Genomic DNA, 25728 nt, shown 5'->3' on the forward strand with positions numbered 1-25728 from the left:
CGCTCAGCGCCCCAGCATCACGCCCACGGACGACGCCTGCGCCGCCACCTGCTCGAAGCCTCCGAAGAGGAAGAGCAGGAGGGCGGCCAGGGGGAGGACCATGGCCGCGGCCACCAGCGGGTGGCGCGTACCGGACTCATGGCCGTTGAACGCGAATGCCTTGCGCCCCTGCCGTGCGATGTCCGCCATGGTCCTCTCCCTGTCGTCTGGCAGCGGCGGGCCGTGACCTCGGGGGACGAGTGCGCCACCCGCCGCTTGTCTTCAACACTAGGCGCCGGAAAGGCTCCTGGCCTCATGCCCTCGTACCCCTTGCCGGGCCTCCAGGAGGATGAGGGTCCCGCCCCCCGCCTACTCCCCTGGGTGTAGATCCCTCCCCCGTAGTGGGGGTTTTCCCGGAGGGGGCAAGGGAGACGGGGGATGACCGGAGGGTAGTGACTTCGCTCACTTCCGTCACTCCCCGCACACGCGTGTCGTCTGGCGGGGTGTTGACGCCCCCCTCCGCCGGGCCGGTACGGGGCCGCTCGGGCAGGGGGTGCCGTGGGGGCGGCAGTGGCGCCAACCCCCTTGGGGCGAGGGCCGTTTGGTGCAGGGCGCGGGGCGCGGGCAGCGGAGGGGGGCGGGGGACTCCACACCCTCAAGTGGCCTGCCCCGCACTGACAATCGAATCTCCCCGGGAGGGCGCGGCCTCTGAGCGCTCGTGCCGGATGGTCCGTAAGCTGTGCCAGGTCAGCAGGACGACCGTCAGCGGGGTGGACATGGCGATGATGCGGCTCCGGCGCGAGGACCCGCGTGTCGTCGGCTCGTTCAGACTGCACCGGCGGCTCGGTGCCGGCGGCATGGGCGTGGTCTACCTGGGCTCGGACCGGCGCGGGCAGCGCGTGGCCCTCAAGGTGATCCGGCCCGACCTGGCCGAGGACCAGGAGTTCCGCTCCCGGTTCGCGCGCGAGGTGTCCGCCGCCCGGCGGATCCGCGGCGGCTGCACGGCCCGGCTGGTGGCCGCCGATCTGGAGGCGGAGCGCCCCTGGTTCGCCACCCAGTACGTGCCTGGCCCCTCGCTGCACGACAAGGTCGCCGAGGAAGGGCCCCTGACGGCCGCGCAGATCGCCGCGATCGGTGCCGCGCTCTCCGAGGGCCTGGTCGCCGTGCACGAGGCGGGAGTGGTCCACCGGGACCTGAAGCCCTCGAACATCCTGCTCTCCCCCAAGGGCCCCCGGATCATCGACTTCGGCATCGCCTGGGCCACCGGGGCCAGCACCCTCACCCACGTGGGCACCGCGGTCGGCTCCCCCGGGTTCCTCGCGCCCGAGCAGGTGCGCGGCGCCGCCGTCACCCCGGCCACGGACGTGTTCGCCCTCGGCGCCACCCTCGCCTACGCGGCCACCGCCGACTCGCCCTTCGGGCACGGCAGTTCCGAGGTGATGCTGTACCGCGTGGTGCACGAGGAGCCGCACCTGGTCGGCGTCCCCGACGCGCTCGCACCGCTCGTGCGGGCCTGCCTGGCCAAGGACCCCGAGGAACGGCCGACCACGCTCCAGCTGTCGATGCGGCTCAAGGAGATCGCCGCCCGCGAGGCGCAGGGGCTGGGCGACGGGCGCCCGCCCGCGCAGCGGGCCCGCGTCGAGCGGCCCGTGGCGCGGCCGGAGGTGCGGGGCCCGGGCCAGGCGGACCGCAGCACGGAACGGCGTACCGGCGGTGCGACCCCCGTCGCCAGGCCGCAGGGCCCCCACGGCGGGCCCCCGTCGCGGCCCTCGTCGTCCCGGAACCCCGGATCCACCGCAGGGCGCACGGGGGGCCGCCCCGGCCCGCGTACGACCGGCACCGGGCGCCGCCCGTCCCGGCCGGACCCGAAGCTGCTGCGGCAGCGGCTGATCGTGTTCGTCGTGGTCACCCTGATCGTGGCCCTGGGCATCGCCCTCGCGCAGAAGCTCTGAGCGGGAAAGGCCGGAGGGGGTGCCCCGCCTCGTGGGCGGGGCACCCCCTCCGGTACGTTCCGGCGGCTACGCGCGGCCGCTGCCGGCCACCGCGTAGAAGGCGACGGCCGCGGCCGCGCCCACGTTCAGCGAGTCCACGCCGTGCGCCATCGGGATGCGCACCCACTCGTCGGCGGCGACCAGCGCCTGCGTGGACAGCCCGTCGCCCTCCGCGCCGAGCATCAGCGCGACGCGGTCCAGGGTCTGCGGGGCGGCCACGTCGATCGGCGAGGCCTTCTCGTGCGGGGTGAGGGCGAGGAGCTTGAAGCCCGCCTCCCGGACCGTGTCCAGGCTCTTGGGCCAGGCCTCCAGGCGCGCGTAGGGGACGGAGAACACCGCGCCCATCGACACCTTCACCGAGCGCCGGTACAGCGGGTCCGCGCAGTCGGGCGACAGCAGCACCGCGTCCATGCCGAGGGCGGCGGCGCTGCGGAAGATGGCCCCGATGTTGGTGTGGTCGTTGACCGCCTCCATGACGGCCACCCGGCGCGCCGAGGCCAGCAGCTCCTGGGCCGTGGGCAGCGGCTTGCGCTGCATCGAGGCGAGGGCGCCGCGGTGCACGTGGTAGCCGGTGACCCGCTCGGCGAGGTCCGGGCTCACGGCGTAGACCGGGGCGGGGAGCTCGTCGATGACGTCGCGCATGACGTCGACCCACTTCGCCGAGAGCAGCATCGAGCGCATCTCGTACCCGGCGTCCTTGGCCCGCCGGATGACCTTCTCGCCCTCGGCGATGAACAGGCCCTCGGCGGGCTCGCGGCGGCGCCGGAGCTCGACGTCGGTCAGGCCCGTGTAGTCGCGCAGGCGCGGGTCGTCGGGGTCTTCGATGGTGATGAGATCAGCCACAGGGTGATACTGCCTTGTCCTGGGTGCGGTGCCAACGGCCTGTCAGGCGCCGGCGAGGGGTGCGTTGACGCGGACGACGTCGCCGATCACGATGACGGCGGGCGGCCGGACCTCCTGCGCCTTGACCGTCTCGCCGACGGTCGCGAGGGTGGCGTCCACCCGGCGCTGGGCGGCGGTGGTGCCTTCCTGGACGACCGCGACGGGGGTTTCGGCGGAGCGGCCGTGGCGGACCAGCGCCTCGGCGATCAGGCCGATCTTGTCGACGCCCATGAGGACGACGATCGTGCCGGTGAGCTTGGCGAGGGCCGCCCAGTCGACGAGGGAACGCGGGTCGTCCGGCCCGACGTGGCCGCTGACCACGGTGAACTCGTGCGCGACCCCGCGGTGGGTGACGGGGATGCCGACGGCGCTCGGGACCGAGATGGAGCTGGAGATGCCGGGCACGACGGTGCAGGCGATCCCCTCGGCGGCGAGGGCCTGGAGCTCCTCCATGCCGCGGCCGAAGACGTACGGGTCCCCGCCCTTGAGCCGGACCACGGCCTTGCCGGCCTTGGCGTGCTCGATCAGGGCGTTGTTGATGGCCTCCTGGGCCATGTAGCGGCCGTACGGGATCTTCGCGGCGTCGATGACCTCGACGTGCGGCGGGAGCTCGTCGAGCAGGTCGCGGGGGCCGAGCCGGTCGGCGATGACCACGTCGGCCTCGGCGAGCAGGCGGCGGCCGCGCACGGTGATCAGGTCCGGGTCGCCGGGCCCGCCGCCGACGAGGGCGACGCCGGGGACACGGGGGCGGGCGGCGGTGAGCGAGCCGTCGCGCAGCCCCTCGACGACCGCGTCGCGGACGGCGGCGGAGCGGCGCGGGTCGTTGCCGCTGAGCACGGCGACGGTCACGCCCTCGACCCGGCCGGTGGCCGGGGTCCAGGCGGTGGCGGCATCGGCGTCGTCGGCGCGCACGCACCAGACCCGGCGCGCCTCGGCCTCGGCGGAGGCGGCGTCGTTGGCGGCCCGGTCCCTGGTCGCGATCAGCGCGTACCAGGCCCCGTCGAGGTCGCCCTCCTGGTACCGGCGGCGCTCCCAGCGGATCTCGCCGGTCTCCGCCATCACGTCCACGGAGGGCGTCGCGGAAGGGGAGATCAGCAGCACGTCGGCGCCGGCCGCGACGAGCGCGGGCAGCCGGCGCTGGGCGACCTGCCCGCCGCCGATGACGACGACGCGGCGCCCTGCCAGACGGAGTCCTACGGGGTAGGCGGGGTGTGCCGGGTTTGCCATGGCGGTTGCGGCTCCTGATGCGGCGGGTGTGGTCGGCGGCGGCCGCTGCTGCGCTGGAGCGGCTGATCGGACACGCGGTGCGGGGCGCCCGTCCGGGACCACGATACGACCCATCGGCGCTGGTCGTACCTGCGGGGCCGAAGTTCGGACACGGGGTTTCGGCTGGTCGGGGTGGGGGTGGACGGAGGGGTCAGCCCCAGGTCAGTGGGTCGAGGTGGAGGTAGAAGCGCAGACGTTCGTGGTCCAGGGTGGTGCCGTACTTCTCGGCGAACGCCGTGTCCGCGGCCCGTGCCCGCTCCTCGTCCGTCCATGTCTCCCGCGCATTGGCCAGGAGCAGGGCCAGATCGGCGTGGCGGTCGGCCCGTCCGAGGCGGCCCAGGTCGATGAAGCCGGACACGTCCAGGGTCGCCGGATCGAGCACGATGTTGGGCAGGCACAGGTCCCCGTGGCAGACGACCGCGTCACCGGCCTCCTGCTCCCGTCGCACGGGCACCTGCCCGGTCAGGCGGGCCAGCAGGTCGGCGGGAGGGGTGTGCTGCTGCTCGTCGGGGAGGAACTCCGGGTTCACGGCGTCACGGGCGACGACGTCGCGCGCCAGCGTGACCACGGTGTCCAGGCCCCGCTCGAACGGACACTGCGACACGGGTACCTCGTGCAGCCGACGGACCGCGTCCGCGATGCGGTCCCAGGCGCCCCGCAGATCCCCGACGGACACCTGGTCGGCGGGGACGCCCCGGACGGCACTGGTGACCAGGCAGGCTCCCCCGCCGGTGGCGTACCAGTCGAGGACGGTCGGCCCCGGTACCGCCTGACCGCCCAGCCAGACGATCCGGTCGCGCTCCGCCGCCAGTTCCGCAGCATCCGCCCCGGGAACGCACTTGGCGTACCGGCCGCCGTCCGCACTGCGGAAGACGAAGGCCCCCGACTCGCCGGTGGTGACGGGCACCCAGTCACCACCGATGCCGAGCAGGGCCGATAACGCGACGCTGGACCCCGGTCCCGAGTGATCGTCCATGGCGGTCACCCTACCGAGCCCCCTCGCCGTCCCGGTCGGCGTCTCGTGACAGCAGCGGCCACAGACGGTCGTCGGACGCCGAGACATGAGGAGCGCGTAGCGATCTGCTGCGCACGAGTGCTCCGCAGGGGGTACTGGTCGGCCCCTCGTACAGTCAGCCGGCCCCCGGCCCGTCGTCTCGTCGCTGACGGGGCCGTCCCTGCCCCTTCTCCCCGTGACCGTTCTTTTGGGGGCTTCCCGGCAGTCTTTCGGCTTTCCGGGGCGGGTCGGTCGGTCAAGGGTCGCCGAAGGCGATCGCGAAGCGACGCGACGAAGGAGCGCCCTTGAGGGACCGGCCCGACACTGAAGGACGATGGACTGCCGGGAAGCCCCCAAACCCTCCCTGACACCGCCCCGGGGGATGCCGGTCCTCGCCCCGAACGCCGACCGGGCCCGGCATCTCAAGGGGAGACACCGGGCCCGGTCGGGAAGCGGGGGTCCTACTTCTCCGTCACGCCCGCCGAGTCGAACGTGGCCACCTCGTGCATCGCGCGGGCCGCGCTCTGGACCAGGGGGAGGGCCAGGAGGGCGCCGGTGCCTTCGCCGAGGCGGAGGTCCAGGTCGACCAGGGGGCGCAGGCCGAGCTTGTTGAGCGCCGCCACGTGGCCCGGTTCCGCGCTGCGGTGGCCGGCGATGCAGGCCGACAGGGCTTCGGGGGCGATGGCGCGGGCCACCAGGGCGGCCGCGCCGGCGCTCACGCCGTCGAGGATGACCGGCGTGCGCAGGGAGGCGCCGCCGAGGATCAGGCCGACGATCGCCGCGTGCTCCAGGCCGCCGATGGCAGCGAGGACGCCGATGGGGTCGTTCGGGTCGGGCTGGTGAAGCTCCAGGGCGCGCCGGACGACGTCGACCTTCCTGGCGTGCGTCTCGTCGTTGATCCCGGTGCCGCGCCCGGTGACCTCGGCCGGGTCGACCCCCGTGAAGACGGAGATCAGAGCGGCGGACACCGTGGTGTTCGCGATGCCCATCTCGCCCGTCAGCAGGCCCTTGTTGCCCGCCGCGACGAGGTCGCGCGCCGTCTCGATGCCGACCTCGATGGCGGCGATGGCGTCCTCGCGGGACATCGCGGGCCCGACGGACAGGTCGTCGGTGCCCGGCCGGACCTTGCGGGGCAGCAGGCCGGGGGTGGCGGGCAGGTCGCCCTTCACGCCCACGTCGACGACGCAGACCTCGGCGCCGACCTGGTTGGCGAACGCGTTGCAGACGGCCCCGCCGCCCAGGAAATTGGCCACCATCTGGGTGGTGACCTCCTGGGGCCACGGGGTGACGCCCTGGGCGTGGACACCGTGGTCACCGGCGAAGATCGCGACGGCCGCCGGCTCCGGGATCGGAGGCGGGCAGACCCTCGACAGGCCGGACAGCTGCGCGGAGATGATCTCCAGCATGCCGAGCGCGCCCGCGGGCTTCGTCATGCGCTTCTGCCGCTCCCAGGCCTCGCCGAGCGCCTTCGCGTCGAGCGGGCGGATGCTGGCGACGGTCTCGGAGAGCAGGTCGTGCGGGGCTTCGCCGGGCAGCGCGCGGCGCCCGTACGTCTCCTCGTGGACGACCCAGGCCAGCGGACGCCGCTGCGACCAGCCCGCCTGCATCAGCTCCGGCTCCTCGGGGAACTCGTCGACGTACCCGACGCACAGGTAGGCGACGACCTCCAGGTGCTCGGGAAGGCCGAGGGCGCGGACCATTTCGCGCTCGTCGAAGAAGCTGACCCAGCCCACGCCGAGGCCTTCGGCGCGCGCGGCGAGCCAGAGGTTCTCGACGGCGAGGGCGGAGGAGTACGGGGCCATCTGCGGCTGGGTGTGCCGGCCGAGGGTGTGGCGGCCGCCGCGGGTGGGGTCGGCGGTGACGACGATGTTCACCGGGGTGTCGAGGATGGCCTCGATCTTCAGTTCCTTGAACTGCTTGGCCCGGCCCTTGGGCAGCGACTTGGCGTAGGCCTCGCGCTGCTTCTGGGCGAGCTCGTGCATCGTCCGGCGGGTCTCGGCGGAGCGGATGACCACGAAGTCCCAGGGCTGCGAGTGGCCGACGCTGGGCGCGGTGTGGGCCGCCTCCAGGACGCGGAGCAGCACCTCGTGCGGGATGGGGTCGGTGCGGAAGCCCTTGCGGATGTCGCGGCGCTCGCGCATGACCCGCAGGACGGCCTCGCGCTCCGCGTCGGCGTACCCGGGGGCCGGCTCGCCGACGGGCTCCGCCGGGGCGGCGGGGGCCTCGGCGTCGGCGGCGGCCACGGCGGCTTCGGCTCCGGCCGGGGCGGGCTCCGCCGCTTCGGCGGGCTGTACGGGCTCGGGCTGCGGCTCGGCGGCGGCTACGGCGGGCGCCTCGGGCAGGCCCGCCGCTTCCGCGGGGTCTGCCCCGGCAGCGACGGCGGCCACGGCGTCGGGCGCCTCGGCGGGCTCGGCGGCCTGCGCCGGCTCGGCGGGTGCCGGCGCCTCGGCCACGGCGTCGGCAGCGGGTTCGGCGACGGGTTCGGCCTCCGGGGCGGGCTGCGCGGCCTCGGCCGGGGCGTCGGCGGCGGGAGCGGCGGCCCCGGGGGCTGCGGGAGCCTCGGAGGCCGTCGGGGCCTCCTCGGGGACCGGAGCGGCCTGCGGAACGCTCTCCTCGGCGACGGCCACGACAGGAGCGGCGACGGCCGGCTCGGCGGCGACGGCCTCGGCGACGACCGGCTCGGCCGTCCACGGGGTACCGGCCTGCGGCGGGACGTCCCCGGCCTGCGGTGCGGCGGGGCCCAGGTCGAGGTACTCGGGGCCGGGGGCGGCGGGGTCGGCCTCGGCCGTGGCGGGCACCGGCTCGGGAGCCGGCAGGGCCTCGGCGGCGGGCGCGGCGGCCTGCGCGGCGGCGGCCTCGGCGGCCTGGATGGCGGCGGCCACCTGGGGGGCCAGCACCACGACGGGCTCGGCGGCGACGGCCTCGGCCGGAGCGGGCTCGGCCACCACGGCCTCCGCCACCACCGGCTCGGCGGCCGGGGCCTGCGGCGCGACGGCAACGGCCTCGGCCACGGCGACCTCGACCACTGCAGGCTCGGCCACTACAGGCTCAGCCACGACAGGCTCGGCCACGACCGGCTCGGCCACGACAGCCTCCGCCACGCCGGCCTGCGCCTGCACGGCGGCCTGCTCGACCGGAACAGCCTGCTCCACCGAAACGGCCTGCTCGACCGGTACGGCCTGCTCGGCGACACCAGCCTGCTCCACCGGAACAGCCTGCTCCACCGGAACGCCCTGCTCCACCGGAACAGCCTGCTCCCCCGGAACGCCCTGCGCCACCTCAGGAGCGACCTGCACCCCCGGTACCACCTGGACCCCGGGAACCGCCTGGACCCCCGGCGCCACCGCGCCGGCGGGCTGGACCGGCGCGGCGGCCGGGCCCCGGTCGGCGAGGGAGCGTACGACTCCCCCGGTGGCGTCGGGCACGGGCGGGCCCATGTGCAGCGGGCGGCGCGGCGGCATGACGGCGGCGGCGGGCGGGACCTGCCCGGCGACGGGGGCCCCGGACGGGACCACGAGGCCGCCGAGGTCCAGGGAGCCGGAGTCGCGGCCGCCGGTCTCGTGCGCGCCCGCGCTGTACGCGGCGGGGTCGGCGAAGGTGCCGGGGACGGGGTAGCCGGCGTCGGGGAAGCCGGGGGCGGGCTGTCCGGCCGCGGGGAAGGCCTCGGGATAGCCGGGGTCGGGGAAGCCGAGGTGTCCGGGCTCGGGGTAGCCGGTGACGGGCGGCTGCGGGTACTCGGTGTAGACGGGCTCCGCCGGGAACTCGCCGGGGAAGGCCGGGACCTGCGGGACCACCTGCGGGTCGCTCCAGGAGCCCTGTCCGTGGCCGCTCGGCATCAGCAGGAGTTCCTCGTCCTCGGCCTCGGACGGGTCGTCGACGAGGTCCTGGAAGGCGTAGCCGGCCGGGGCCTGCGGCGGCATCGGCGGGAGGGGCGGCATCGGGGGGACCGGAGCGGGAATGCCCTGCTGATCCACCATGCCCGTGTTGTCCGGGTGACCCTCGCCCGGGACCTGGCCGGTGTCAGTCATGCGTACCCCTCGCCCATCGGTGTTGCCTCTTCGATCGCCCGGCCGCCCACAGGGTCCGCCGTGCGGAGTTTGCCGTCCGGGTCGTCGCGGTGCGCCGTCTCGCGGGCGCACGCACAACAACTCCTGAGCATTGTCGCGCTCGTCGGCCCCGGTGTCGGCCAGAAACCGGCACGGTCCGCTGTGGACTGCGCCACGTCGCGCGTCCACCAGGGCGGTACGACGATCGGCCAGCCTACCCCGGGCTCCGGGTCAGCGGTTCACTGGGCGTTCGCCTGCCAGCAGGAACACCACGGAACGCTCCTGTTCCGCCCAGGTCCGCGGGTCGAGGCCGACGGACTGCAGCAGCGCGCACTCGACGGCGTACCCGTGTTCGGCGAGGGCGCGTCCGATGGCCTCGGCCTCGTCGCGCGTGGAGGCGTGGCTGACGATCCGTTCGGGGCGCCGTTCGGCGACGGCGGCGACGACGGCGGGGCCGCCGCCGCCGACGCGGACCACGTCGGGTTCGGGGAGGTTCTCCAGTACGTGTGGAGCGCGGCCCGAGACCACCTGGATCTGGACACCGCGCTTGCGGGCGGCGGCGGTTGTGCGTTCGCAGGCGCGGGGGTCGGCGTCGACGGCGATGACGGCGGCGCCGTGGGCCGCGGCGTCGACGGCGAGGGCTCCGGAACCGGCTCCGATGTCCCAGACGAGGTCGCCGGTGCGGGGGCCGAGCCGGGCGAGCTGGGCGGCGCGCAGCTGGACGGACTCCCCTTCGCCGGGCCGGGGCCCGTCGGCGGGGGGCTGGGGGCGGGCCCAGCCGCGTACGGGGGCGGGTCCGGGGCCGCGGCCGAGCAGCCAGCCGGGGTCCGCGGTGGCGGGGGCGTGGCCGGCACCGCCGATGACGATGACGACGTTCGGGTCGCGCCAGCTGTGGTCGGCGGCGGCGTCGGAGGTGAGGACGGTGACGCGTTCGCGGTCGGTGCCGAGTTCTTCGCAGATGACGAAGGTGCGGTGGATCCCTTCGAGGAGCAGGGCGAGTTCGGCGGGGCCGGCGCCGGGCGAGGTGAGGACGGCGACCTTGGTGTGGGCGCGGCAGACGTTGACGGCGCGGCGCAGGGTGCGGGGGTGGGCGACGACGACCTGGGCGTCGTCCCAGGGCATTCCGGCGCGGGCGAAGGCGGCGGCGACGGCCGAGACGGCGGGGACGACTTCGACTTCGAGGCCGTGTTCGGGGGCGCGCAGGGTGCGGACGACGCCGAAGAAGCCGGGGTCGCCGTCGGCGAGGACGACGGCGGTGCCGCGGTGGCCGGCGATGCGGCGGGCGGCGAGGCCGAGGCTGCCGAGGCGGATGCGTTCCGCGCCGGGCGGGACCTCGGGGAGTGCGAGGTGGTGGGCGGCTCCGGCCACGAGGGTGGCGGCGGAGAGCGCGGAGCGGGCGGCCTCGGTCAGGGGGGAGCCGTCCCAGCCGATCACCGTGACCCGGTCGGCCATCGTCGTCGGTCTCCTGGGGTGGGGGGTGGGAGGTGGGTACGCGTTCGGCCGAGCCTCGCGGCACCGGCGTCGGCACCAGCACCAGCACCAGCACCAGCACCAGCACCAGCACCAGCCTCTGCGTCGGCGCTTCGGGCCTCGTCAGGGAGGTTCGGGGTGTTTCAGGGGGTCACGGTGAGACTACCCGGTCGCCGGGTCAGTGCCGGTCGGCGCCGACGGCGTAGCCGTGTGCGTCGGCGCGCCGGCGCAGGGGGTAGCCGTCGTCGTGGCCGGGGCGCCCGGCGGGGCCGGGGCGGGCGTGGCGGTTCTCGTAGACGTCGTACTCGTCGGTGTCGTCGAGGTCCTCGGGGACCAGGCTCCAGACGATGAGGTCGGTACGGGTGTCGGTCCAGCTGCCGTCGGCGTCCTGGGTGCGCACTATGGCCACGTTCCGCAGGACGCCCTCGCTGATGCAGCCGATCTTCTGGGCGACCTGCTGGGAGGCGGTGTTGTCGGCGGCGGTGCGCAGTTCGAGTCTCTCGAAGCGCCGGTCGCGCAGGAGCCACTGGGCGACGGCAAGGACGGATTCGCTGGCGTAGCCCTCTCCGCGGGCCCAGGGGGCGGTGACGTAGCCGACTTCGGTGGTGCGGGTGTGCCAGTCGGTGTTGCGGAGGTGGACGGTGCCCACGAGGCGCTGGGTGAGGAATTCGGTGACGGCGAAGACGATGCCGCGGCCCTCGGTCCGCTCGGCGTGGGAGCGGACGGCGGCCCAGGCGCGGGCGTCGGCGGGGGTGTAGGGGTGCGGGACGGAGGTCCAGGCGGTGACCTGCTCGTCGTTCATCATCTCGGTGAGCGCGGTGACGTCGTCTTCCTCGAAGGGGCGCAGCACCAGCCGGTCCGTGCTGATGGTGACGTCCGGGAAGGTGGTAGTCATGCGCAGCTCCATGCCTGGGACCGTGGGGCGGGACCGTTCGTGCCGGCCCGTTCGTACGGGACCGCCGGTGCGGGACCGTTTGTGCGGGACCGTTTGTGCGGGTCGTAGCCACAGCATGCAGCATCGGCCGGGGGATGTGCAGGGCCGGGCTGCCCGGAAGCGGGCAGGCTCCGGCAAGCCCGCGGCCCCGCGTGCCCGGGTGGGTGCGCGGGGCCGGGAATGCGGCGTCTACCAGGGGGTCCTGGGTCAGGCGCCGGGGGTGCCGGGGGCCGGGATGACCGAGCCCTGGTACTTCTCCTCGATGAACTTCTTGACCTCGTCGGAGTTCAGGAGCTTGGCGAGCTTCTGGATGCGCGGGTCGTTCTGGTTGCCGTCCTTGACCGCCAGGAAGTTGGCGTACGGGTTGCCCTCGGCCTTCTCCAGGACCAGGGCGTCCTTGGCGGGCGAGAGCTTGGCCTCCAGGGCGTAGTTGCCGTTGATGACGGCGGCGTCGACGTCGTTCAGGGCGCGCGGGACCGTGGCGGCCTCCAGCTCCTTGAACTCCAGGCCCTTCTTGTCGGTGATGTCGGACAGCTTGGCGCCGGTGCCGACCCCGTCCTTGAGGGTGATCAGGTTGTTGGCGGCGAGCAGCTGGAGGGCGCGGCCTTCGTTGGTGGTGTCGTTGGGGACGGCGATGGTCTGGCCCGGCTTGATGTCGGTGAGGGCCTTGACCTTCTTGGAGTAGAGGCCGAGGGGTTCCAGGTGGACGTTCACGACGGGCACGATGTGCGTGCCGTTCTTCTTGTTGAAGTCGTCGAGGTACGGCTTGTGCTGGAAGTAGTTGGCGTCGACCTGGCCCTGCTCGGTGGCGGTGTTGGGCAGGACGTAGTCCGTGAACTCCTTGACCTCCAGCTTGAGGCCGTCCTTGGCCGCGAGCTTGTCCTTGACGAAGTTCAGGATGTCGGCGTGCGGGCTCGGGGAGGCCGCGATCACCAGCGGCTTGGTCTCGTCGACCTTGCCGCCTTCGGTCTTCTTGGCCGTGGACGGGTCCGAGGAGCTGCCGCAGGCGGTGAGGCCGAGGGCGAGCGCGGCGGAGACGGCGGCGATGGCGGTGAGCTTGGTGTTCTTGCGCACGAAGAGTGCCTTTCTTGCTTTTCGCGGGTGTTCGCGGGGTGGTTGCCCAAGCACGACAAGTGCGGGCTTTCCTTTGTGGGGAAGTCTGGGGAGGACGCCCGTGGGGACGCCCGTGGGGGGCGGCCCGGTCAGGCTGTCCGGCCGCGGCGCGCGAGGACGCGCACCACGCCGTCTCCGATCAGCTGGATGACCGTGACGAGGGCGATGAGGACGGCGACGGTGGCGAACATGAAGCCGGTCTCGAAGCGCTGGAAGCCGTAGGTGATGGCCTTGGAGCCGAGTCCTTCGCCGCCGACCGCGCCGGCCATGGCGGAGTAGCCGACGAGGGTGATCACGGTGGTGGTGACGCCGGCGACCAGGGAGGGCAGGGCCTGCGGGAGGAGGACCTTGCCGATGAGGGTGGGGATGCCGCCGCCCATGGACTCGACGGCCTCGATGAGGCCGTGGTCCACCTCGCGGACGGCCGTCTCGACGAGCCGGGCGAAGAAGGGGACGGCGCCGATGGCGAGCGGGACGATCATGGCGGTGGGGCCGATGAAGGTGCCGACGACGGCGGTGGTGACCGGGATCAGGAAGATCAGCAGGATGATGAACGGCAGCGAGCGGCCTATGTTCACGATCACGCCGAGGACCTTGTTGAGCGGCTGGTTCTGCAGGAGGCCGCCCTTGTCGGTGAGGACGAGGAGGATGCCGATGGGCAGTCCGCCGAGGACGGTCACCAGGGTGGACCAGAGCACCATGTAGAGGGTGTCGTAGGTGCCCTGGGTGAGCAGGGGCTGCATCTCGGACCAGGTCACTTGGCACCATCCTTGACCAGTGCGGCGATCTCGGAGTCGAGGTCGGAGTCGTCGTCGACGAGGTCGACCTGGAGGCCCTGCTCGCGCAGGAAGCCGACGGGCACCACGTTGTCCTCGTAGCGGCCGGGGAGTTCGATGCGCATGCGGCCGATCTGGCGGCCGGCGACGGTGTCCATCGCGGCGCCGAGGATCGAGATGTCGATGTTGTACGTCCGGGAGAGCTGGGAGATGACCGGCTGGGTGGCGGCCTCTCCGTGGAAGGTGACGTCGACGACGGTGCGGTCGGGTCCGGTGGCGGCACCGCTGACCGGGAAGAGTTCGCCGGCGAGCTCGGAGCCGGGGGTGGCGAGCAGTTCGGCGACGGTGCCGGATTCGATGATCCGGCCCTTCTTCATGAGGGCGGCGGAGTCGCAGATGGTCTTCACGACGTCCATCTCGTGGGTGATGAGGAGGACGGTGAGGCCGAGCTGGCGGTTGAGGTCGCGCAGCAGCTGGAGGATGGAGCGGGTGGTCTCGGGGTCGAGGGCGCTGGTCGCCTCGTCGGAGAGGAGCACCTTGGGGTCGCCGGCCAGGGCGCGGGCGATGCCGACGCGCTGCTTCTGGCCGCCGGAGAGCTGGGTGGGGTAGGCCTTGGCCTTGTCGGCGAGGCCGACGAGGTCGAGGAGTTCCAGGGCCTTGCGGGAGCGTTCGCGGCCGGAGACGCCGAGGATCTCCAGGGGGAGCTCGATGTTGGCCTGCACGGTGCGCGAGGACAGCAGGTTGAAGTGCTGGAAGACCATGCCGATGCGACTGCGGGCCTCGCGGAGCTCCTTGCCGGCGCGGCGGCCGCGGCCGGCGAGGGCGGTGAGCTCGACGCCGTCCACGGTCACGGTGCCGGTGGTGGGGCGCTCCAGCAGGTTCACGCAGCGGATGAGGGAGGACTTGCCGGCACCGCTCTGGCCGATGACTCCGTAGACCTCGCCCTCGCGGACGTGCAGGTCGACGCCGTCCAGGGCGGTGACCTCGCGGCCACGGGACTGGTAGACCTTCGTGAGGCCCGATGTGGTGATCACAGGATTTCCGTCGCTGTCGAGTGCACGGGGTGCGGATGCCGTGCACGGGGCAAACATCTGGGGACGCGATACGGGTCTAACCGTCACAAAAGGATGGCGTCGACGCGTGCGCGGGGCAGGAGCGGTCCGTACCGGGGGTCAGTCGGCAGCGTGTTGCGACTGGAGCGGCGGAGTTGCTCGGCCGGTCTCGCTTCGGGGCGCGAGACTGCGTGAAGGGGCCCTCAGAAGGCGCACATTCGACACATACAACGAGCACCGGGCGTCATCGTCGCCTCGGTCGCAAGGGTGCGGCTGCTCGTCGTGGTCATGTGCCCCAGTAAAGCAGACATGGCGACTCACCGATCAATGCTGTCCGGATAGCGGACAGGATCCGATCGCATTCCGGACAGGATTGGACTGAACCAGTCACCTTCAGGCCTCCGTCTCCAGGGTGACTCCACCCCTGCTGACCAGCACGGACACGGCCGACAGGTCCCTGACGACCACGTCCGCAGCAAGCTCGGCGGCCGGGTGCGTTGTGGTCAAGGCCACGGTCCGCATGCCGGCCGCCCGGCCGGCCGCCAGCCCCGCGGGAGCGTCCTCGAAGACCACGCAGCGCGCCGGGTCCACGCCCAGCCGCCGCGCGGCCAGCAGGAACGGCTCCGGGTCGGGCTTGCCGCGCGTGACGTCCTCGGCGGTCACCAGTTCCGGGAAGTCGATCCCCGCCTCGTGCAGCCGCGCCTCGGCCAGCGGGCGGGTGGCGGAGGTGACCACCGCCCAGCGGGCGGCGGGCAGGGCGTTCAGCAGCTCCTTGACGCCGGGGAGGAGGACCACGCCGCCGGGCACGTCCGCCAGCTCCAGGACCTGGACGCGGGCCAGCGCGTCCGCCCGTACGCCTTCGGGCAGCAGCTCGGCGATGATCTCGGCGGCCGGGCGGCCGTGCAGCTCCACCCGGGCGAACTCCTCCTCCGGTATGCCGTGCTCCCGGGCCCATCGGGCCCAGCAGCGGTGGACCGACTCCATGGAGGAGACGAGGGTGCCGTCGTTGTCGAACAGCAGGGCTTCGGCGTGCATCTTCATGCGTTCCAGGAAAGCCCGCCCCGAGGGGCGGGCGCATCGGGTCTTTAGGCCCGTAATACCCTCGCTGCATGCTCGTCGCCCTGACGGTCGCCATCGGCGCGGCCGCACTCGCCCTCGCCGCCTGGTGCGGCCACGCCGCATGGCGGGACCAGCCGACCAAGGACTGGCACTTCATCGGCATGGCCGTGGTGACCGTGCTGGTCCTGGCGCAGCTGGTGATCGGCCTGGTCCAGCTGGGCCGGGGCGAGAAGCCCGAACAGGGCACGGTGATCTTCGTGGCCTACCTGCTGGGCGCCTTCGCGGCGGTCCCGGCGGCCGGGATGCTCTCGCTGACCGAGCGCACCAAGTGGGGTTCGGTGACGGTGGCCGCGGGCGCGGTCGTCCTCGCCGTGCTGGAAGTACGGCTCTACGACATCTGGGGATCCGGTGCCTGACACGACGACCGCCCCGCCCGCCGGGCGCAAGCGACTGGTCTCCGGTCCGGGGCTGCTGCTGGTGTGGCTCTACGGGGTGATGGTGGTCGGCGCGCTCTCGCGGTCGGTCTACCAGATCGCCACCGAGTTCGACCGGGCACCGCTGGCGTACGCGCTCTCGGCGGCGGCGGCCGTGGCCTACGCCTTCATCACGTACTCGCTGGTGCGGGGCGGGGAGAGGGCCCGCCGGGCGGCGCTCGTGTGCTGCGGCGTCGAACTGGCCGGGGTGCTCGCCGTCGGGACGTGGACGCTGGTGCGGCCCGAGGCCTTCCCCGACGCGACCGTGTGGTCGGACTTCGGGATGGGCTACCTCTTCATCCCGGTGATCCTGCCGGTCACCGGGATGCTCTGGCTCCGCTCGAAGCGCTAGCTCCCGGCGCCGAACCCTGCGGCACCCGGCCGTGGAACCGGTCCGGGGGCGTTCCGCCGTTGCTGCGGAACGCCCCCGGACCGGAAGGGCGCTACGCGCTGACGGCGTAGTCGGTGTCCTTGGCGTCCTTCTCCAGGATCACCAGGTGCACGCCGTCGGAGGCGGTGCGGTTGCCGACCTGCGCGTAGCCGGCCTTGCGGTAGAGCCGCAGGTTGGACTCGCTCTTGTGGCCCGTGTGCAGGCGGAAGCGGGTCGTGCCGCCGTCCCCGGCGAGGGCCTGCTCGACCCCGCGCAGCAGCCGGGCGCCCAGGCCGTGGCCCTGGAGGCGGGGGTGCACGCACAGTTTGGCGATGCTCGCCGTGCCGTCCTCGCCGACGCTGCCGCGCACTGCGCCCACCACCTCGTCGCCGAGACGGGCCACCAGGACCGTGTCCGAGGCCAGCTCCGCCTTCAGGGAGTCCAGGGACTGGGTGAGGGGCTGGATGAGGTAGTTGCCGTACAGCTCGGCCTCCCGCTGGAACGCCAGATACTGCAGCTTGAAAATCTGCTCGGCGTCTTCGGCGGCCGCCGCCGAAATGGTCACGCTCATGCCCATGTGCGCATGCCTCCCGCTCACCTGGTAGCTCTCCGGTCTACCGCTCCTTTCCCCATGGGTCGGGAGCCGCAACCTCGACAGCCAGCATTCTGCGCAGACATCCCAGGCAACGGGAACGTACTGGTCCCAAACTTCCTTGTGAGATACCCAACTCTCCTGCGATTTCACGGTAAGTCAGGTCCCTGGGCGACAGAAGTGCGGCCATCAGTTCCGGACAGCGTCCCGGCAATCGGGCGACCGCCGATCGGAGGGCCCGGTTCTCCTCGCCGTGGAGCAGGGCGCCCTCGGGCTCTCCGGTCACGTCCGCCGGGATGGCCCCGTACGGGACTTCGCGCCGCGCCCGCCGCCGTGCGCGGCGGGCCTCGGCGCGCACCGCCCGGCGCAGCCAGCGGGCGCGGCCGGCGGGGAAGGGGGTGCGCGGGCCGCGCTCCAGCAACCGTACCCAGACGGCTTGTTCCAGGTCTGCGGCTTCCACTCCGGCGGCCGGGGCCTCCGCGGCCGCTTCGGCGGAGAGCAGCGGGCCCAGCTCCGTGAGCAGGTCGGGTTCCTGTATCAGGTCCATGCCGGGCGGGACGCGGGTGCCGGGCCGGGCGGTTTCCCCGCCGGGCCCGGCCCACCCGTTCGGGCGCGGGGGCCTAGCGGTTGACGCCGCGGCCGGGGCGGAAGGCCTCCGCCGCGAGGAGTCCGGTGTCCGGGTTGTCGGTGAAGATTCCGTCGATGCCCAGTTCGAAGTACTTCTTGAAGGCGCCGAAGGCGTCCCCGTAGGCGGCGGGGTCGGTGCCCTTGCGGTACTCGGCGGGCAGGAAGCTGTTCTCGTTGCGCGCGGTGTAGGGGTGCAGGACCAGGCCCTTGGCGTGGGCGTCGCGCACGAGGGTGGTGGGGGTCCCGAGCTTGCCGGCCGCGTCGCGCGGCACGATCAGGTCGAGGGTGGGGCCGATGCCCTGGGCGAAGCCGGCGATCCACTTGAGGCCCTCGGGCTTGACCAGGTCGGCGACCGTACGCGGGTCCTTGGCCACCTCGAAGTCCCAGGGGCGGGTGCCGGCGGCGGAGAGCAGGACCACGCGCGGGGCGGACACCAGGCGGGAGAGCCGCTGGATGCTGGAGGGCTCGAAGGACTGGAGGAACACGGCGGCGTCGCGGCCGTCGCGGCCGTAGCGGCGCAGCAGCTTGGCGAGGGGCTCTTCCAGGCCGAGGCCCAGTCCACGGAAGTAGGTGGGGTGCTTGGTCTCGACGTGCAGCCAGATCCGCTTGTCGCGCAGCCGGCCCTCGCGGTTGGCCCAGCGCAGCACCTCTTCGAAGGTGGGGACCGCCCACCGGCCGTCGTAGAGGGTGTTGCGCTGGCGGACGGCGGGGATGCGCTCCTTCGCGCGGAGGGTCTTCAGCTCGGCGAGGGTGAAGTCCTCGGTGAACCAGCCGGTGACGGAGACCCCGTCGACGGTCTTGGTGGTGCGCCGGGAGGCGAACTCGGGGTGGTCGGCGACGTCGGTGGTGCCGCCGATCTCGTTCTCGTGGCGGCAGACGAGGTGGCCGTCCTTGGTGGGGACGAGGTCCTGCTCGATGACGTCGGCGCCGAGGTCGAGGGCCAGCTGGTAGGAGCCGAGGGTGTGCTCGGGGCGGTAGCCGCTGGCGCCGCGGTGGCCGATGACCAGCGGGACGGGCAGGTCGCGGTAGCCGCCGTCACCGTGGCCGCTGTCGGAGCGGTCGTCCGCCGCGGAGGCGGTTCCCGCCGTCAGTCCGGTGATTCCGGTTCCGGCCGCCAGTACGGCCGCTCCGAGCACCGTGCGCCGCGCTGCCCCACCCTGTGTCATCCGTGCCACTCCTCGCTCTGGAACGGGCCCGCGGCCCCGGGATCTCCGGGGGGCGTTCAGGCCCGGATCGGCGTGGCGATGGTAGGCAAAGGAGGGTGGCGCGGGGGTGGGCTCCGCCGGAACATGGCGGAAACGTGTGTCAACACTGCGTATCCACCTCGTGAACCCGATGTGCCAACAGGGGCGACCCGCGAGTATCGTCCTCACCTGCACTACCGCCGTGTGGTGCGAAAGCCGCTTTTCGATGCCGGAGGGCTCACGTTGTTCCGTACCGCGCTCATCAAAGCCACTGTCGGACCGGTCATGCGCCTGATGTTCCGCACCAAGGTGGAGGGGCTCGACAACATCCCGGGGACGGGGCCGGTGATCCTGGCGGGCAACCACCTGACCTTCATCGACTCGATGATCCTGCCGCTGGTGTGCGACCGCACGGTGCACTTCATCGGCAAGGACGAGTACGTGACGGGCAAGGGCCTCAAGGGCCGCCTGATGGCGTGGTTCTTCACGGGCGCCGGCATGATCCCGGTGGACCGGGACGGTGCGAACGGCGGCGTCGCCGCGCTGATGACGGGCCGGCGGATCCTGGAGGAGGGCAAGATCTTCGGGATCTACCCCGAGGGCACCCGCTCCCCCGACGGCCGGCTCTACCGCGGGCGCACGGGCATCGCCCGCCTGACCCTGATGACGGGCGCCCCGGTGATCCCGTTCGCGGTGATCGGCACGGACAAGCTGCAGCCCGGCGGCGCGGGCATGCCGCGCCCGGGCCGGGTCACGATCCGCTTCGGCGAGCCGATGGAGTTCTCCCGCTACGAGGGCATGGACCGCGACCGCTACGTGCTGCGCGCCGTGACGGACTCGGTGATGGCCGAGGTCATGCGGCTGTCGGGCCAGGAGTACGTGGACATGTACGCGACCAAGGCGAAGGCCGCCTGAGTCCGGTCGGGCTCACTGGCGCTGGAGTGACCGGCTGACGCCCGCCGCCGTGGTGGTGGCGAGCAGCCAGCCGGTCACGATGAGCAGGTAGGACAGCCACTGGTACCAGCCGGCCGGGGCGAAGGCGCCCTCCTGGCCGAAGCCGATGATCGGCAGCATCAGGTCCAGGGTGTAGAAGAGCGGGTTGAATTCCGGCGCCTCCCCCGCCTTCAGTGCCCGCGGCGGGGTGATCCCGTAGGCGACGGTCCCGGTGAGCGTGAGGGCCAGCAGCCAGGCCGCCGCGCGCATCGGGCGGAAGCCGTAGCCGACGGTGGCGTCCTGGAGCAGGCCCCACAGGCGGGTGTGCCGGGGCTGGGTGCGCCGGTGGCGGCGCAGCTTCGCCAGCTGGGCGGTGCGGGCGCCGGCCTCGTCGCCGACGGTGCGGTAGGCGGCGGCCAGCTGCTCGTAGGCGTACGGCAGGTAGCCGTCCTCCTCGCGTTCCAGCAGCGGCAGCCGCTCCTCGGCGGGCAGGTGGGGGTGCAGCAGCCGGTAGCTGAGCCCGTCGGTGCGGACCAGGGGCGGCCAGACGGACGGCTCGACCCAGAGGATGTCGAACTGGCTGCGGCGCAGGTTGACGATGCCGTCGATGGTGGGGGCCTTGCGCAGCCAGAACTCCCCCATGACGGCGGAGCTGGCGCGCAGGGCGACGCCGCCGGGGTTGGACAGGCGCGCGCCGGTCAGTATCACCTGGCCCGGGATGCGGGCGCCGGTGAGGTTGAGCATGCCCTCGGCGTGCAGCCGGTGGCCGCGTACGTCGCTGCCGACGGTCAGGGTCTCGGCGTGCAGGGCGATGCCGCCGGGGTTGACGAGCCGGGCGCCGTCGAGGCTGATCTGTCCGGCGACGCCGGCCCCGTTGATGCGGAACTGGCCGTGGACGGTGAGGCCGTCGGCCATGATGTCCGTGCCTATCTCGGCGTGGTTGAGCTGGAGCGGGGGCTCGTCCGCCTCGTCGGGCAGGGCGCCCTGGCGGATGACGGCGCCCTGGAGGAAGAGGCCGCCGGCGATCTTCGCTCCGGCGAGCCGGACGGGGCCGTCGATGCGGCAGCCGGAGAGCCTGAGCACGACCTCGACGCGTACGGTGGCGGCGGTCAGGCCCGGCAGGGTGGAGTCGCCGAGGACGAGGGCGCGCAGCTGGGCCCCGTACATCATGGGTTTGCGTTCGAACCAGCAGGACCGCATCCGGATCGGGTGGTCGACGACCGCGTACTTCAGGTCGAGCTTGCCGGTGATCCGGGCGCCGTAGAGCTTGATCCCGGCGACGTGCCCCTCCTCCGCCGCGCCCCCGACGAGGAGGTTGCGCAGCACCTCGGCGCGGACGCTGCGTCCGGGGCCCCAGTCGGCGCCGTCGTGGGAGGTCTCGTCGGGACGCTCGCGGAAGTCGACCGCCTCGCCGCGCGGGAAGGCGACGACGACGCGGCGTTCGGCCGGGGTCAGGTCGTTGATCTCCATCGCCGGGATGGTGTCCCGGGGTCCGACGGACTGTCAATTCCGTGGACCGGTACGGGACACCACCGCCCGGCGGTGCGTCAGTGTTCGACGCCGTCCTGGAGCTTCTGGCCCCTGAGCAGGAACCAGGCGGCCGCCGCGGTGGCCAGCAGGACGGCGGCCCCGACGCCCGAGGCGAGCCGCAGGCCGTCCACGAAGGCGTCCTGGGCCGCGCCGACCATGGTGTGGGCGGTGGCGGGGTCCAGGGCCTTGGCGGCCTCCACGGCGCCGCCGAGCGATTCGTGCGCGGCGTCGGCCACCGGTGCGGGGACCGAGGGCGGGGCGGTGAAGCCCTGGTAGACGCCGGTGACGACGGAGCCGAGCAGGGCGATGCCGAGGGCGGCGCCGAGTTCGTACGCGGTTTCGGAGACGGCGGAGGCCGAACCGGCCTGCTCCTTGGGGACGCTGGAGAGGATGACGTCGGCGGTGACGGTGAAGGAGAACCCGGCGCCGAGGCCGACGACGAGCAGGGCGGCGCCGAGCAGCGGGTACCCGGTCTCGCGGTGGATCACGGTGAGCGCCGCCAGCGCCAGGCCTATGGCGGCGAGGCCGCCGGTGACGATGACGCGTACGGAGTACTTGCGGGCGTACCGGCCGGCGACCAGGCCGGTGGCCACCGCGCCGATGGCGGCGGGCAGTTCGGCGAGGCCGGCTTCGAGGGGGTCGCGGCCCTGCACCAGCTGGAAGAACTGGGAGAGGAAGAAGACGAGCCCGGAGAGGCCGAAGACGGTCAGCAGGTCGGCGAGGACCGCGCCGGAGAAGCCGCGGTGCTTGAAGAGCCGCATGTCGAGCAGCGGGGAGGCCAGGGCGAACTGGCGTCGGACGAAGGCGTAGAGGCAGCCGGCGCCGAGGGCGGCGGCGATCCAGACGCCGGGGGTGGCGCCGTGGGTGGCGGCTTCCTTGACGGCGTAGACGACGCTGATGACGCCGACGAGGGACAGGGCGACGCTGATCAGGTCCCAGGGGCCCGCGACGGGGTTCTTGGACTCGGGCAGCAGCCGGATGCCGACGAGGACGAGGGCGATCATCACCGGGAGGTTGATGAGGAAGACCGAGCCCCACCAGAAGTGCTGGAGCAGGGCTCCGCCGACGACGGGGCCGACGGCCGCGCCGGCGGAGGCGGTGGCGCCCCAGATGCCGATGGCGAGGCTGCGTTCGCGCGGGTCGTGGAAGATGTTGCGGATCAGCGCGAGGGTGGACGGCATCAGGGTGGCGCCGGCGACGCCGAGCAGGGCGCGGGCGACGATCATCATCTCGGGGCTGGTCGCGTAGGCGTTCAGGACCGAGACGGCGCCGAAGGCGGTGGCGCCGGTGAGGAGGAGCTTCTTGCGGCCGATGCGGTCGCCGAGGGAGCCCATGGAGACGAGCAGGCCGGCGATGACGAAGGAGTAGATGTCGCCGATCCACAGCAGCTGGGTGCCGGACGGCTTGAGGTCCTCGCTGAGGGCGGGGGTCGCGAGGCCGAGTACGGTGGCGTCGACCGCGACCAGCAGGACGGCGAGGACGAGCACGGAGAGGGCGAGCCAGCGCCCCCCGCTCTTCTCCTCCGCCCCCGTCCGCCGGTTCAGCTGTTCGGTACGGCTCATCACTCCACACTCCGTCGTGCGCCACCGAGCAGCAACTCGGTGATCATGTACTGGAAGTCCCTGGCCGCGACCCGGCCGTCCATCACGGCCCAGGCGCAGGCGCCGATGAGGCCGTAGAGGGCCTCGGTGAGCCATGCGGCACTCAGGTCGATGCGGATGTCGCCCTCCTGCTGTCCGCGCTTGAAGAGCGCGTTGACGCGGGCGTCGAGGCGGGCCCAGCCCTCGTTGACCTGGTCGCCCTCGAAGAGCTGGTTCTCGGTGACGAGGAAGGCCAGCAGCTGGGCGTTGGGCTCGGCCTCGGCGACCAGCCGCGTCAGGGCCTGTACGGCCGGGCCCTCGTCGAGGCACGCCCGGTCGAAGGCCCCTTCGAACTCGCGGATGCCGAGTTCTTCGAGGGCGCGCACGAGGGCGTCGCGGCCGGCGAAGTGCCGGTGGAGGGTGGCGCGGCCGATGCCGGCCGCGCGGGCGACCTCGTCCATCGTCGCGGTCGACTTGCGGGAAAGCAGGGCCGCCGCGTCGCGGAGCACCTGGTCACGATCCATGGCCATGAGACAAGCATAACCCGAATGAGACGTCGTTGTCTCACTCATTCGATTCGATCAAGGAAAATCGGCTGCCCGCAGGGCACCGTGAGAGGAAGCCTGGAGCCATGAAGCCACTGCTGCTGATCGACGTCGACGGCCCCCTGAACCCCTACGCCGCCCAGGCGGAGCGCCGCCCCGAGGGCTACACCACCCACCGGATGCGGCCCACCGGCTTCACCGACGGCAAGCCGCTGCGGGTGTGGCTGAACCACGGCCACGGGGCGGAGCTGCTCGCGCTGGCCGACGCGTACGACCTGGTCTGGGCCACCACCTGGAAGGACGAGGCGAACGACTGGATAGGGCCGCACCTCGGGCTGCCCCGGCTCCCCTTCGTCGACTGGCCGGTGATGCACGGCCGGGCGCCGCGCGGCACGTTCTGGAAGACGCAGTACGTCCTGGAGTACGCGGGCGCGCGGCCCTTCGCCTGGATCGACGACGACATCACGGCCATGGACCGCGAGTACGTCGACCAGCACCATCCGGCGCACGCCCTGCTGATGTACGTGGACGAGCGGATCGGCCTGACCCGGGCGGACTTCGACGCCCTGGCCGACTGGGCCCGGTGAACGACGGAGGGGCGGCCGGAGCGGTGCTCCGGCCGCCCCTCCGGGCGTGCCGCGGCGTGCGGTGGTGCAGGGCCCGGGGGTCCGGGCGTGCGGGCCGCAGGGCCGCGGGGGTTCGGGGCAGTGCCGTAGGGCTACTGCTTGTGGGCCGCCCAGGCGTGCTGGATGACCAGGTCCGCCTTCAGCTCGGTGAGCTGGACCGCGACCGCCGAGGGGGCGGTGCCGCCGCGGCCGTTGCGGGAGGCCAGCGCGCCGGGCACGTTCAGGACCGTGCGGACCTCGGGGGTCAGGTGCTCCGAGATCTTCGCGAACTGCTCGTCGGTGAGCTCGTCCAGCTCGATGCCGAGCCCCTCGCACTCCTTGACGCACTCGCCGGCGACCTCGTGCGCGACCCGGAAGGGCACGCCCTGCTTGACCAGCCACTCGGCGATGTCGGTGGCGAGCGAGAAGCCCGCCGGGGCCAGCTCCTCCATCCGCTCCCGGTTCACCGTGAGGGTGGCCATCATCCCGGTGAAGGCCGGCAGCAGCACCTCCAGGGTGTCGCAGGAGTCGAAGACCGGCTCCTTGTCCTCCTGGAGGTCCCGGTTGTAGGCCAGGGGCAGCGCCTTGAGGGTGGCCAGCAGACCGGTCAGGTTGCCGATGAGGCGGCCCGACTTGCCGCGCGCCAGCTCCGCGATGTCCGGGTTCTTCTTCTGCGGCATGATCGACGAGCCGGTGGAGAAGGCGTCGTGGAGGGTGACGAAGGAGAACTCCTTCGTGTTCCACAGGATGATCTCCTCCGCGATCCGGGACAGGTTGATCCCGATCATCGCGGTGACGAAGGCGAACTCGGCGACGAAGTCGCGCGAGGCCGTCCCGTCGATCGAGTTGCCGACCGAGCCCCGCTCGAAGCCGAGGTCGGCCGCGACCGCCTCCGGGTCCAGGCCGAGCGAGGAGCCGGCGAGGGCGCCCGAGCCGTAGGGGGAGACCGCGGTCCGGGTGTCCCACTGGCGCAGCCGCTCCGCGTCCCGGGACAGGGACTGCACGTGGGCCAGCACGTGGTGGGCGAACAGGACGGGCTGGGCGTGCTGGAGGTGCGTGCGGCCGGGCATGGCCACGTCCGGGTGCGCCTCGGCGAGGCCGACCAGCGCGTCCTGGAGGTCGGCCACCAGCCCGCCGATGATCCGCGCGTGGTCGCGCAGGTACATCCGGAAGAGGGTGGCCACCTGGTCGTTGCGGGAGCGGCCCGCGCGCAGCTTGCCGCCGAGGTCGGGGCCGAGCCGCTCCAGCAGGCCGCGCTCCAGGGCGGTGTGCACGTCCTCGTCGGCGATGGTGCCGGTGAAGGAGCCGTCGGCCACGTCCGCTTCCAGCGCGTCGAGGCCCGCGATCATGCGGCCGAGCTCGTCGGCCGTGAGCAGGCCCGCCTTGGCGAGGACGCGGGCGTGGGCGCGCGAGCCGGCGATGTCGTACGGCGCGAGGCGCCAGTCGAAGTGGACCGACGCGGACAGCTTCGCGAGGGCCTCGGACGGGCCGTCGGCGAACCGGCCGCCCCAGAGCCGGACGTCACCGTTGTTGCTGCTCACAGCTGCTGCTCCTCATGAGGGTGGTGGTGCGACGGTCTCCCCGCCGCGCAGGAAGCGGGGAGTCCGTCTCGGTACAGCGTCAAACGATTCACGGCGGGATGCGACGCGCGACCGGCCGGGGTGTAGGCATAACTATGCATTGCTCCGTATGTTTCGTCAATCGAGCTCCGGTGCCCCACCGCTGAC

General features: G+C 73.0%; 23 protein-coding genes. 5 read left to right on the forward strand and 18 right to left on the reverse strand.

Annotated elements, in window-relative coordinates; translation table 11 throughout:
• Positions 1 to 3 precede the first annotated feature (3 nt).
• Positions 4 to 213: a hypothetical protein gene (locus ACIPW5_RS25020; RefSeq protein ID WP_386382226.1), complete on the reverse strand. Its 210-nt coding sequence runs from the start codon at positions 211 to 213 to the stop codon at positions 4 to 6.
• A gap of 542 nt (positions 214 to 755) precedes the next feature.
• Here ACIPW5_RS25020 and ACIPW5_RS25025 point away from each other — a divergent pair.
• Complete coding sequence (locus ACIPW5_RS25025; protein WP_401249035.1) at positions 756 to 1931, forward strand: protein kinase; 1176 nt, start codon at positions 756 to 758, stop codon at positions 1929 to 1931.
• Between the two features lie 66 nt (positions 1932 to 1997).
• Here the strand turns inward: ACIPW5_RS25025 and ACIPW5_RS25030 are convergent, their stop codons facing one another.
• From ACIPW5_RS25030 to ACIPW5_RS25075, 10 genes are all read right to left on the reverse strand, one after another.
• Complete coding sequence (locus ACIPW5_RS25030) at positions 1998 to 2813, reverse strand: RNA methyltransferase (protein WP_007263096.1); 816 nt, start codon at positions 2811 to 2813, stop codon at positions 1998 to 2000.
• Positions 2814 to 2855: 42 nt separating this feature from the next.
• Positions 2856 to 4079, reverse strand: a complete 1224-nt coding sequence (gene cobA, locus ACIPW5_RS25035; protein WP_401248928.1) for a uroporphyrinogen-III C-methyltransferase — start codon at positions 4077 to 4079, stop codon at positions 2856 to 2858.
• A 190-nt stretch (positions 4080 to 4269) separates the two neighbouring features.
• Entirely contained in the window at positions 4270 to 5094 is an 825-nt protein-coding gene (locus ACIPW5_RS25040) for an APH(3'') family aminoglycoside O-phosphotransferase (RefSeq protein WP_401248930.1), read from the reverse strand.
• Positions 5095 to 5573: 479 nt separating this feature from the next.
• The gene (cobT, locus tag ACIPW5_RS25045) at positions 5574 to 9140 is read right to left on the reverse strand and encodes a nicotinate-nucleotide--dimethylbenzimidazole phosphoribosyltransferase (RefSeq protein ID WP_401248933.1); all 3567 of its coding nucleotides are present in this window, start codon (positions 9138 to 9140) and stop codon (positions 5574 to 5576) included.
• Positions 9141 to 9389: 249 nt separating this feature from the next.
• Complete coding sequence (cbiE, locus tag ACIPW5_RS25050; protein WP_401248936.1) at positions 9390 to 10610, reverse strand: precorrin-6y C5,15-methyltransferase (decarboxylating) subunit CbiE; 1221 nt, start codon at positions 10608 to 10610, stop codon at positions 9390 to 9392.
• A 196-nt stretch (positions 10611 to 10806) separates the two neighbouring features.
• Positions 10807 to 11523 carry a GNAT family N-acetyltransferase gene (locus ACIPW5_RS25055; protein WP_401248939.1) on the reverse strand — a complete coding sequence of 239 codons (717 nt, stop codon included), beginning with the start codon at positions 11521 to 11523 and terminating at the stop codon, positions 10807 to 10809.
• A 246-nt stretch (positions 11524 to 11769) separates the two neighbouring features.
• A complete protein-coding gene (locus tag ACIPW5_RS25060) occupies positions 11770 to 12636 on the reverse strand; it encodes a MetQ/NlpA family ABC transporter substrate-binding protein (RefSeq protein ID WP_401248943.1) in 867 nt (288 codons plus the stop codon).
• Positions 12637 to 12764: 128 nt separating this feature from the next.
• Positions 12765 to 13433 (reverse strand): methionine ABC transporter permease, encoded by a 669-nt coding sequence (locus ACIPW5_RS25065; RefSeq protein WP_401248945.1) that lies wholly within the window; start codon positions 13431 to 13433, stop codon positions 12765 to 12767.
• Positions 13430 to 14485, reverse strand: coding sequence for a methionine ABC transporter ATP-binding protein (locus tag ACIPW5_RS25070; RefSeq protein ID WP_401248948.1), 1056 nt, complete (start codon positions 14483 to 14485; stop codon positions 13430 to 13432). Before ACIPW5_RS25070 ends, ACIPW5_RS25065 begins: the two co-directional genes overlap by 4 nt.
• A gap of 411 nt (positions 14486 to 14896) precedes the next feature.
• A complete protein-coding gene (locus tag ACIPW5_RS25075; RefSeq protein ID WP_401248951.1) occupies positions 14897 to 15544 on the reverse strand; it encodes an HAD-IA family hydrolase in 648 nt (215 codons plus the stop codon).
• Between the two features lie 68 nt (positions 15545 to 15612).
• Between ACIPW5_RS25075 and ACIPW5_RS25080 the strand changes: the two genes are divergently transcribed.
• Together ACIPW5_RS25080 and ACIPW5_RS25085 are read left to right on the forward strand one after the other, a co-directional pair.
• A complete protein-coding gene (locus tag ACIPW5_RS25080; RefSeq protein WP_125597304.1) occupies positions 15613 to 15978 on the forward strand; it encodes a hypothetical protein in 366 nt (121 codons plus the stop codon).
• Positions 15971 to 16387, forward strand: a complete 417-nt coding sequence (locus tag ACIPW5_RS25085; RefSeq protein WP_401248954.1) for a hypothetical protein — start codon at positions 15971 to 15973, stop codon at positions 16385 to 16387. Before ACIPW5_RS25080 ends, ACIPW5_RS25085 begins: the two co-directional genes overlap by 8 nt.
• Positions 16388 to 16478: 91 nt before the next feature.
• Here ACIPW5_RS25085 and ACIPW5_RS25090 read toward each other — a convergent pair whose 3' ends face one another.
• From ACIPW5_RS25090 to ACIPW5_RS25100, 3 genes are all read right to left on the reverse strand, one after another.
• Entirely contained in the window at positions 16479 to 16982 is a 504-nt protein-coding gene (locus ACIPW5_RS25090; protein ID WP_401248957.1) for a GNAT family N-acetyltransferase, read from the reverse strand.
• A gap of 37 nt (positions 16983 to 17019) precedes the next feature.
• The gene (locus ACIPW5_RS25095; protein WP_401248959.1) at positions 17020 to 17544 is read right to left on the reverse strand and encodes an RNA polymerase sigma factor; all 525 of its coding nucleotides are present in this window, start codon (positions 17542 to 17544) and stop codon (positions 17020 to 17022) included.
• 73 nt (positions 17545 to 17617) lie between these two features.
• On the reverse strand, positions 17618 to 18790 hold the full coding sequence (locus ACIPW5_RS25100; protein ID WP_401248962.1) for a glycerophosphodiester phosphodiesterase: 1173 nt from the start codon (positions 18788 to 18790) through the stop codon (positions 17618 to 17620).
• A 303-nt stretch (positions 18791 to 19093) separates the two neighbouring features.
• Here ACIPW5_RS25100 and ACIPW5_RS25105 point away from each other — a divergent pair, with 303 nt between their 5' ends.
• On the forward strand, positions 19094 to 19723 hold the full coding sequence (locus ACIPW5_RS25105; RefSeq protein WP_401248965.1) for a lysophospholipid acyltransferase family protein: 630 nt from the start codon (positions 19094 to 19096) through the stop codon (positions 19721 to 19723).
• A 12-nt stretch (positions 19724 to 19735) separates the two neighbouring features.
• Here ACIPW5_RS25105 and ACIPW5_RS25110 read toward each other — a convergent pair whose 3' ends face one another.
• The 3 genes from ACIPW5_RS25110 to ACIPW5_RS25120 form a co-directional block, all read right to left on the reverse strand.
• Positions 19736 to 21211: a membrane-associated oxidoreductase gene (locus ACIPW5_RS25110; protein ID WP_401248968.1), complete on the reverse strand. Its 1476-nt coding sequence runs from the start codon at positions 21209 to 21211 to the stop codon at positions 19736 to 19738.
• Positions 21212 to 21288: 77 nt separating this feature from the next.
• Positions 21289 to 22833 carry an MFS transporter gene (locus ACIPW5_RS25115; protein ID WP_401248971.1) on the reverse strand — a complete coding sequence of 515 codons (1545 nt, stop codon included), beginning with the start codon at positions 22831 to 22833 and terminating at the stop codon, positions 21289 to 21291.
• Positions 22833 to 23381 carry a TetR/AcrR family transcriptional regulator gene (locus ACIPW5_RS25120; RefSeq protein WP_401248974.1) on the reverse strand — a complete coding sequence of 183 codons (549 nt, stop codon included), beginning with the start codon at positions 23379 to 23381 and terminating at the stop codon, positions 22833 to 22835. The genes ACIPW5_RS25115 and ACIPW5_RS25120 overlap by 1 nt, the downstream gene beginning before the upstream one ends.
• A gap of 101 nt (positions 23382 to 23482) precedes the next feature.
• Here ACIPW5_RS25120 and ACIPW5_RS25125 point away from each other — a divergent pair, with 101 nt between their 5' ends.
• Entirely contained in the window at positions 23483 to 23983 is a 501-nt protein-coding gene (locus ACIPW5_RS25125) for an HAD domain-containing protein (protein ID WP_401248977.1), read from the forward strand.
• Positions 23984 to 24114: 131 nt separating this feature from the next.
• On the opposite strand, the gene argH is transcribed toward ACIPW5_RS25125, so the two are convergent.
• Positions 24115 to 25542, reverse strand: a complete 1428-nt coding sequence (gene argH, locus ACIPW5_RS25130; protein ID WP_401248979.1) for an argininosuccinate lyase — start codon at positions 25540 to 25542, stop codon at positions 24115 to 24117.
• Positions 25543 to 25728: the final 186 nt, after the last annotated feature.

This window comes from Streptomyces sp. NPDC090077 (assembly GCF_044747545.1).
GTDB lineage: Bacteria > Actinomycetota > Actinomycetes > Streptomycetales > Streptomycetaceae > Streptomyces.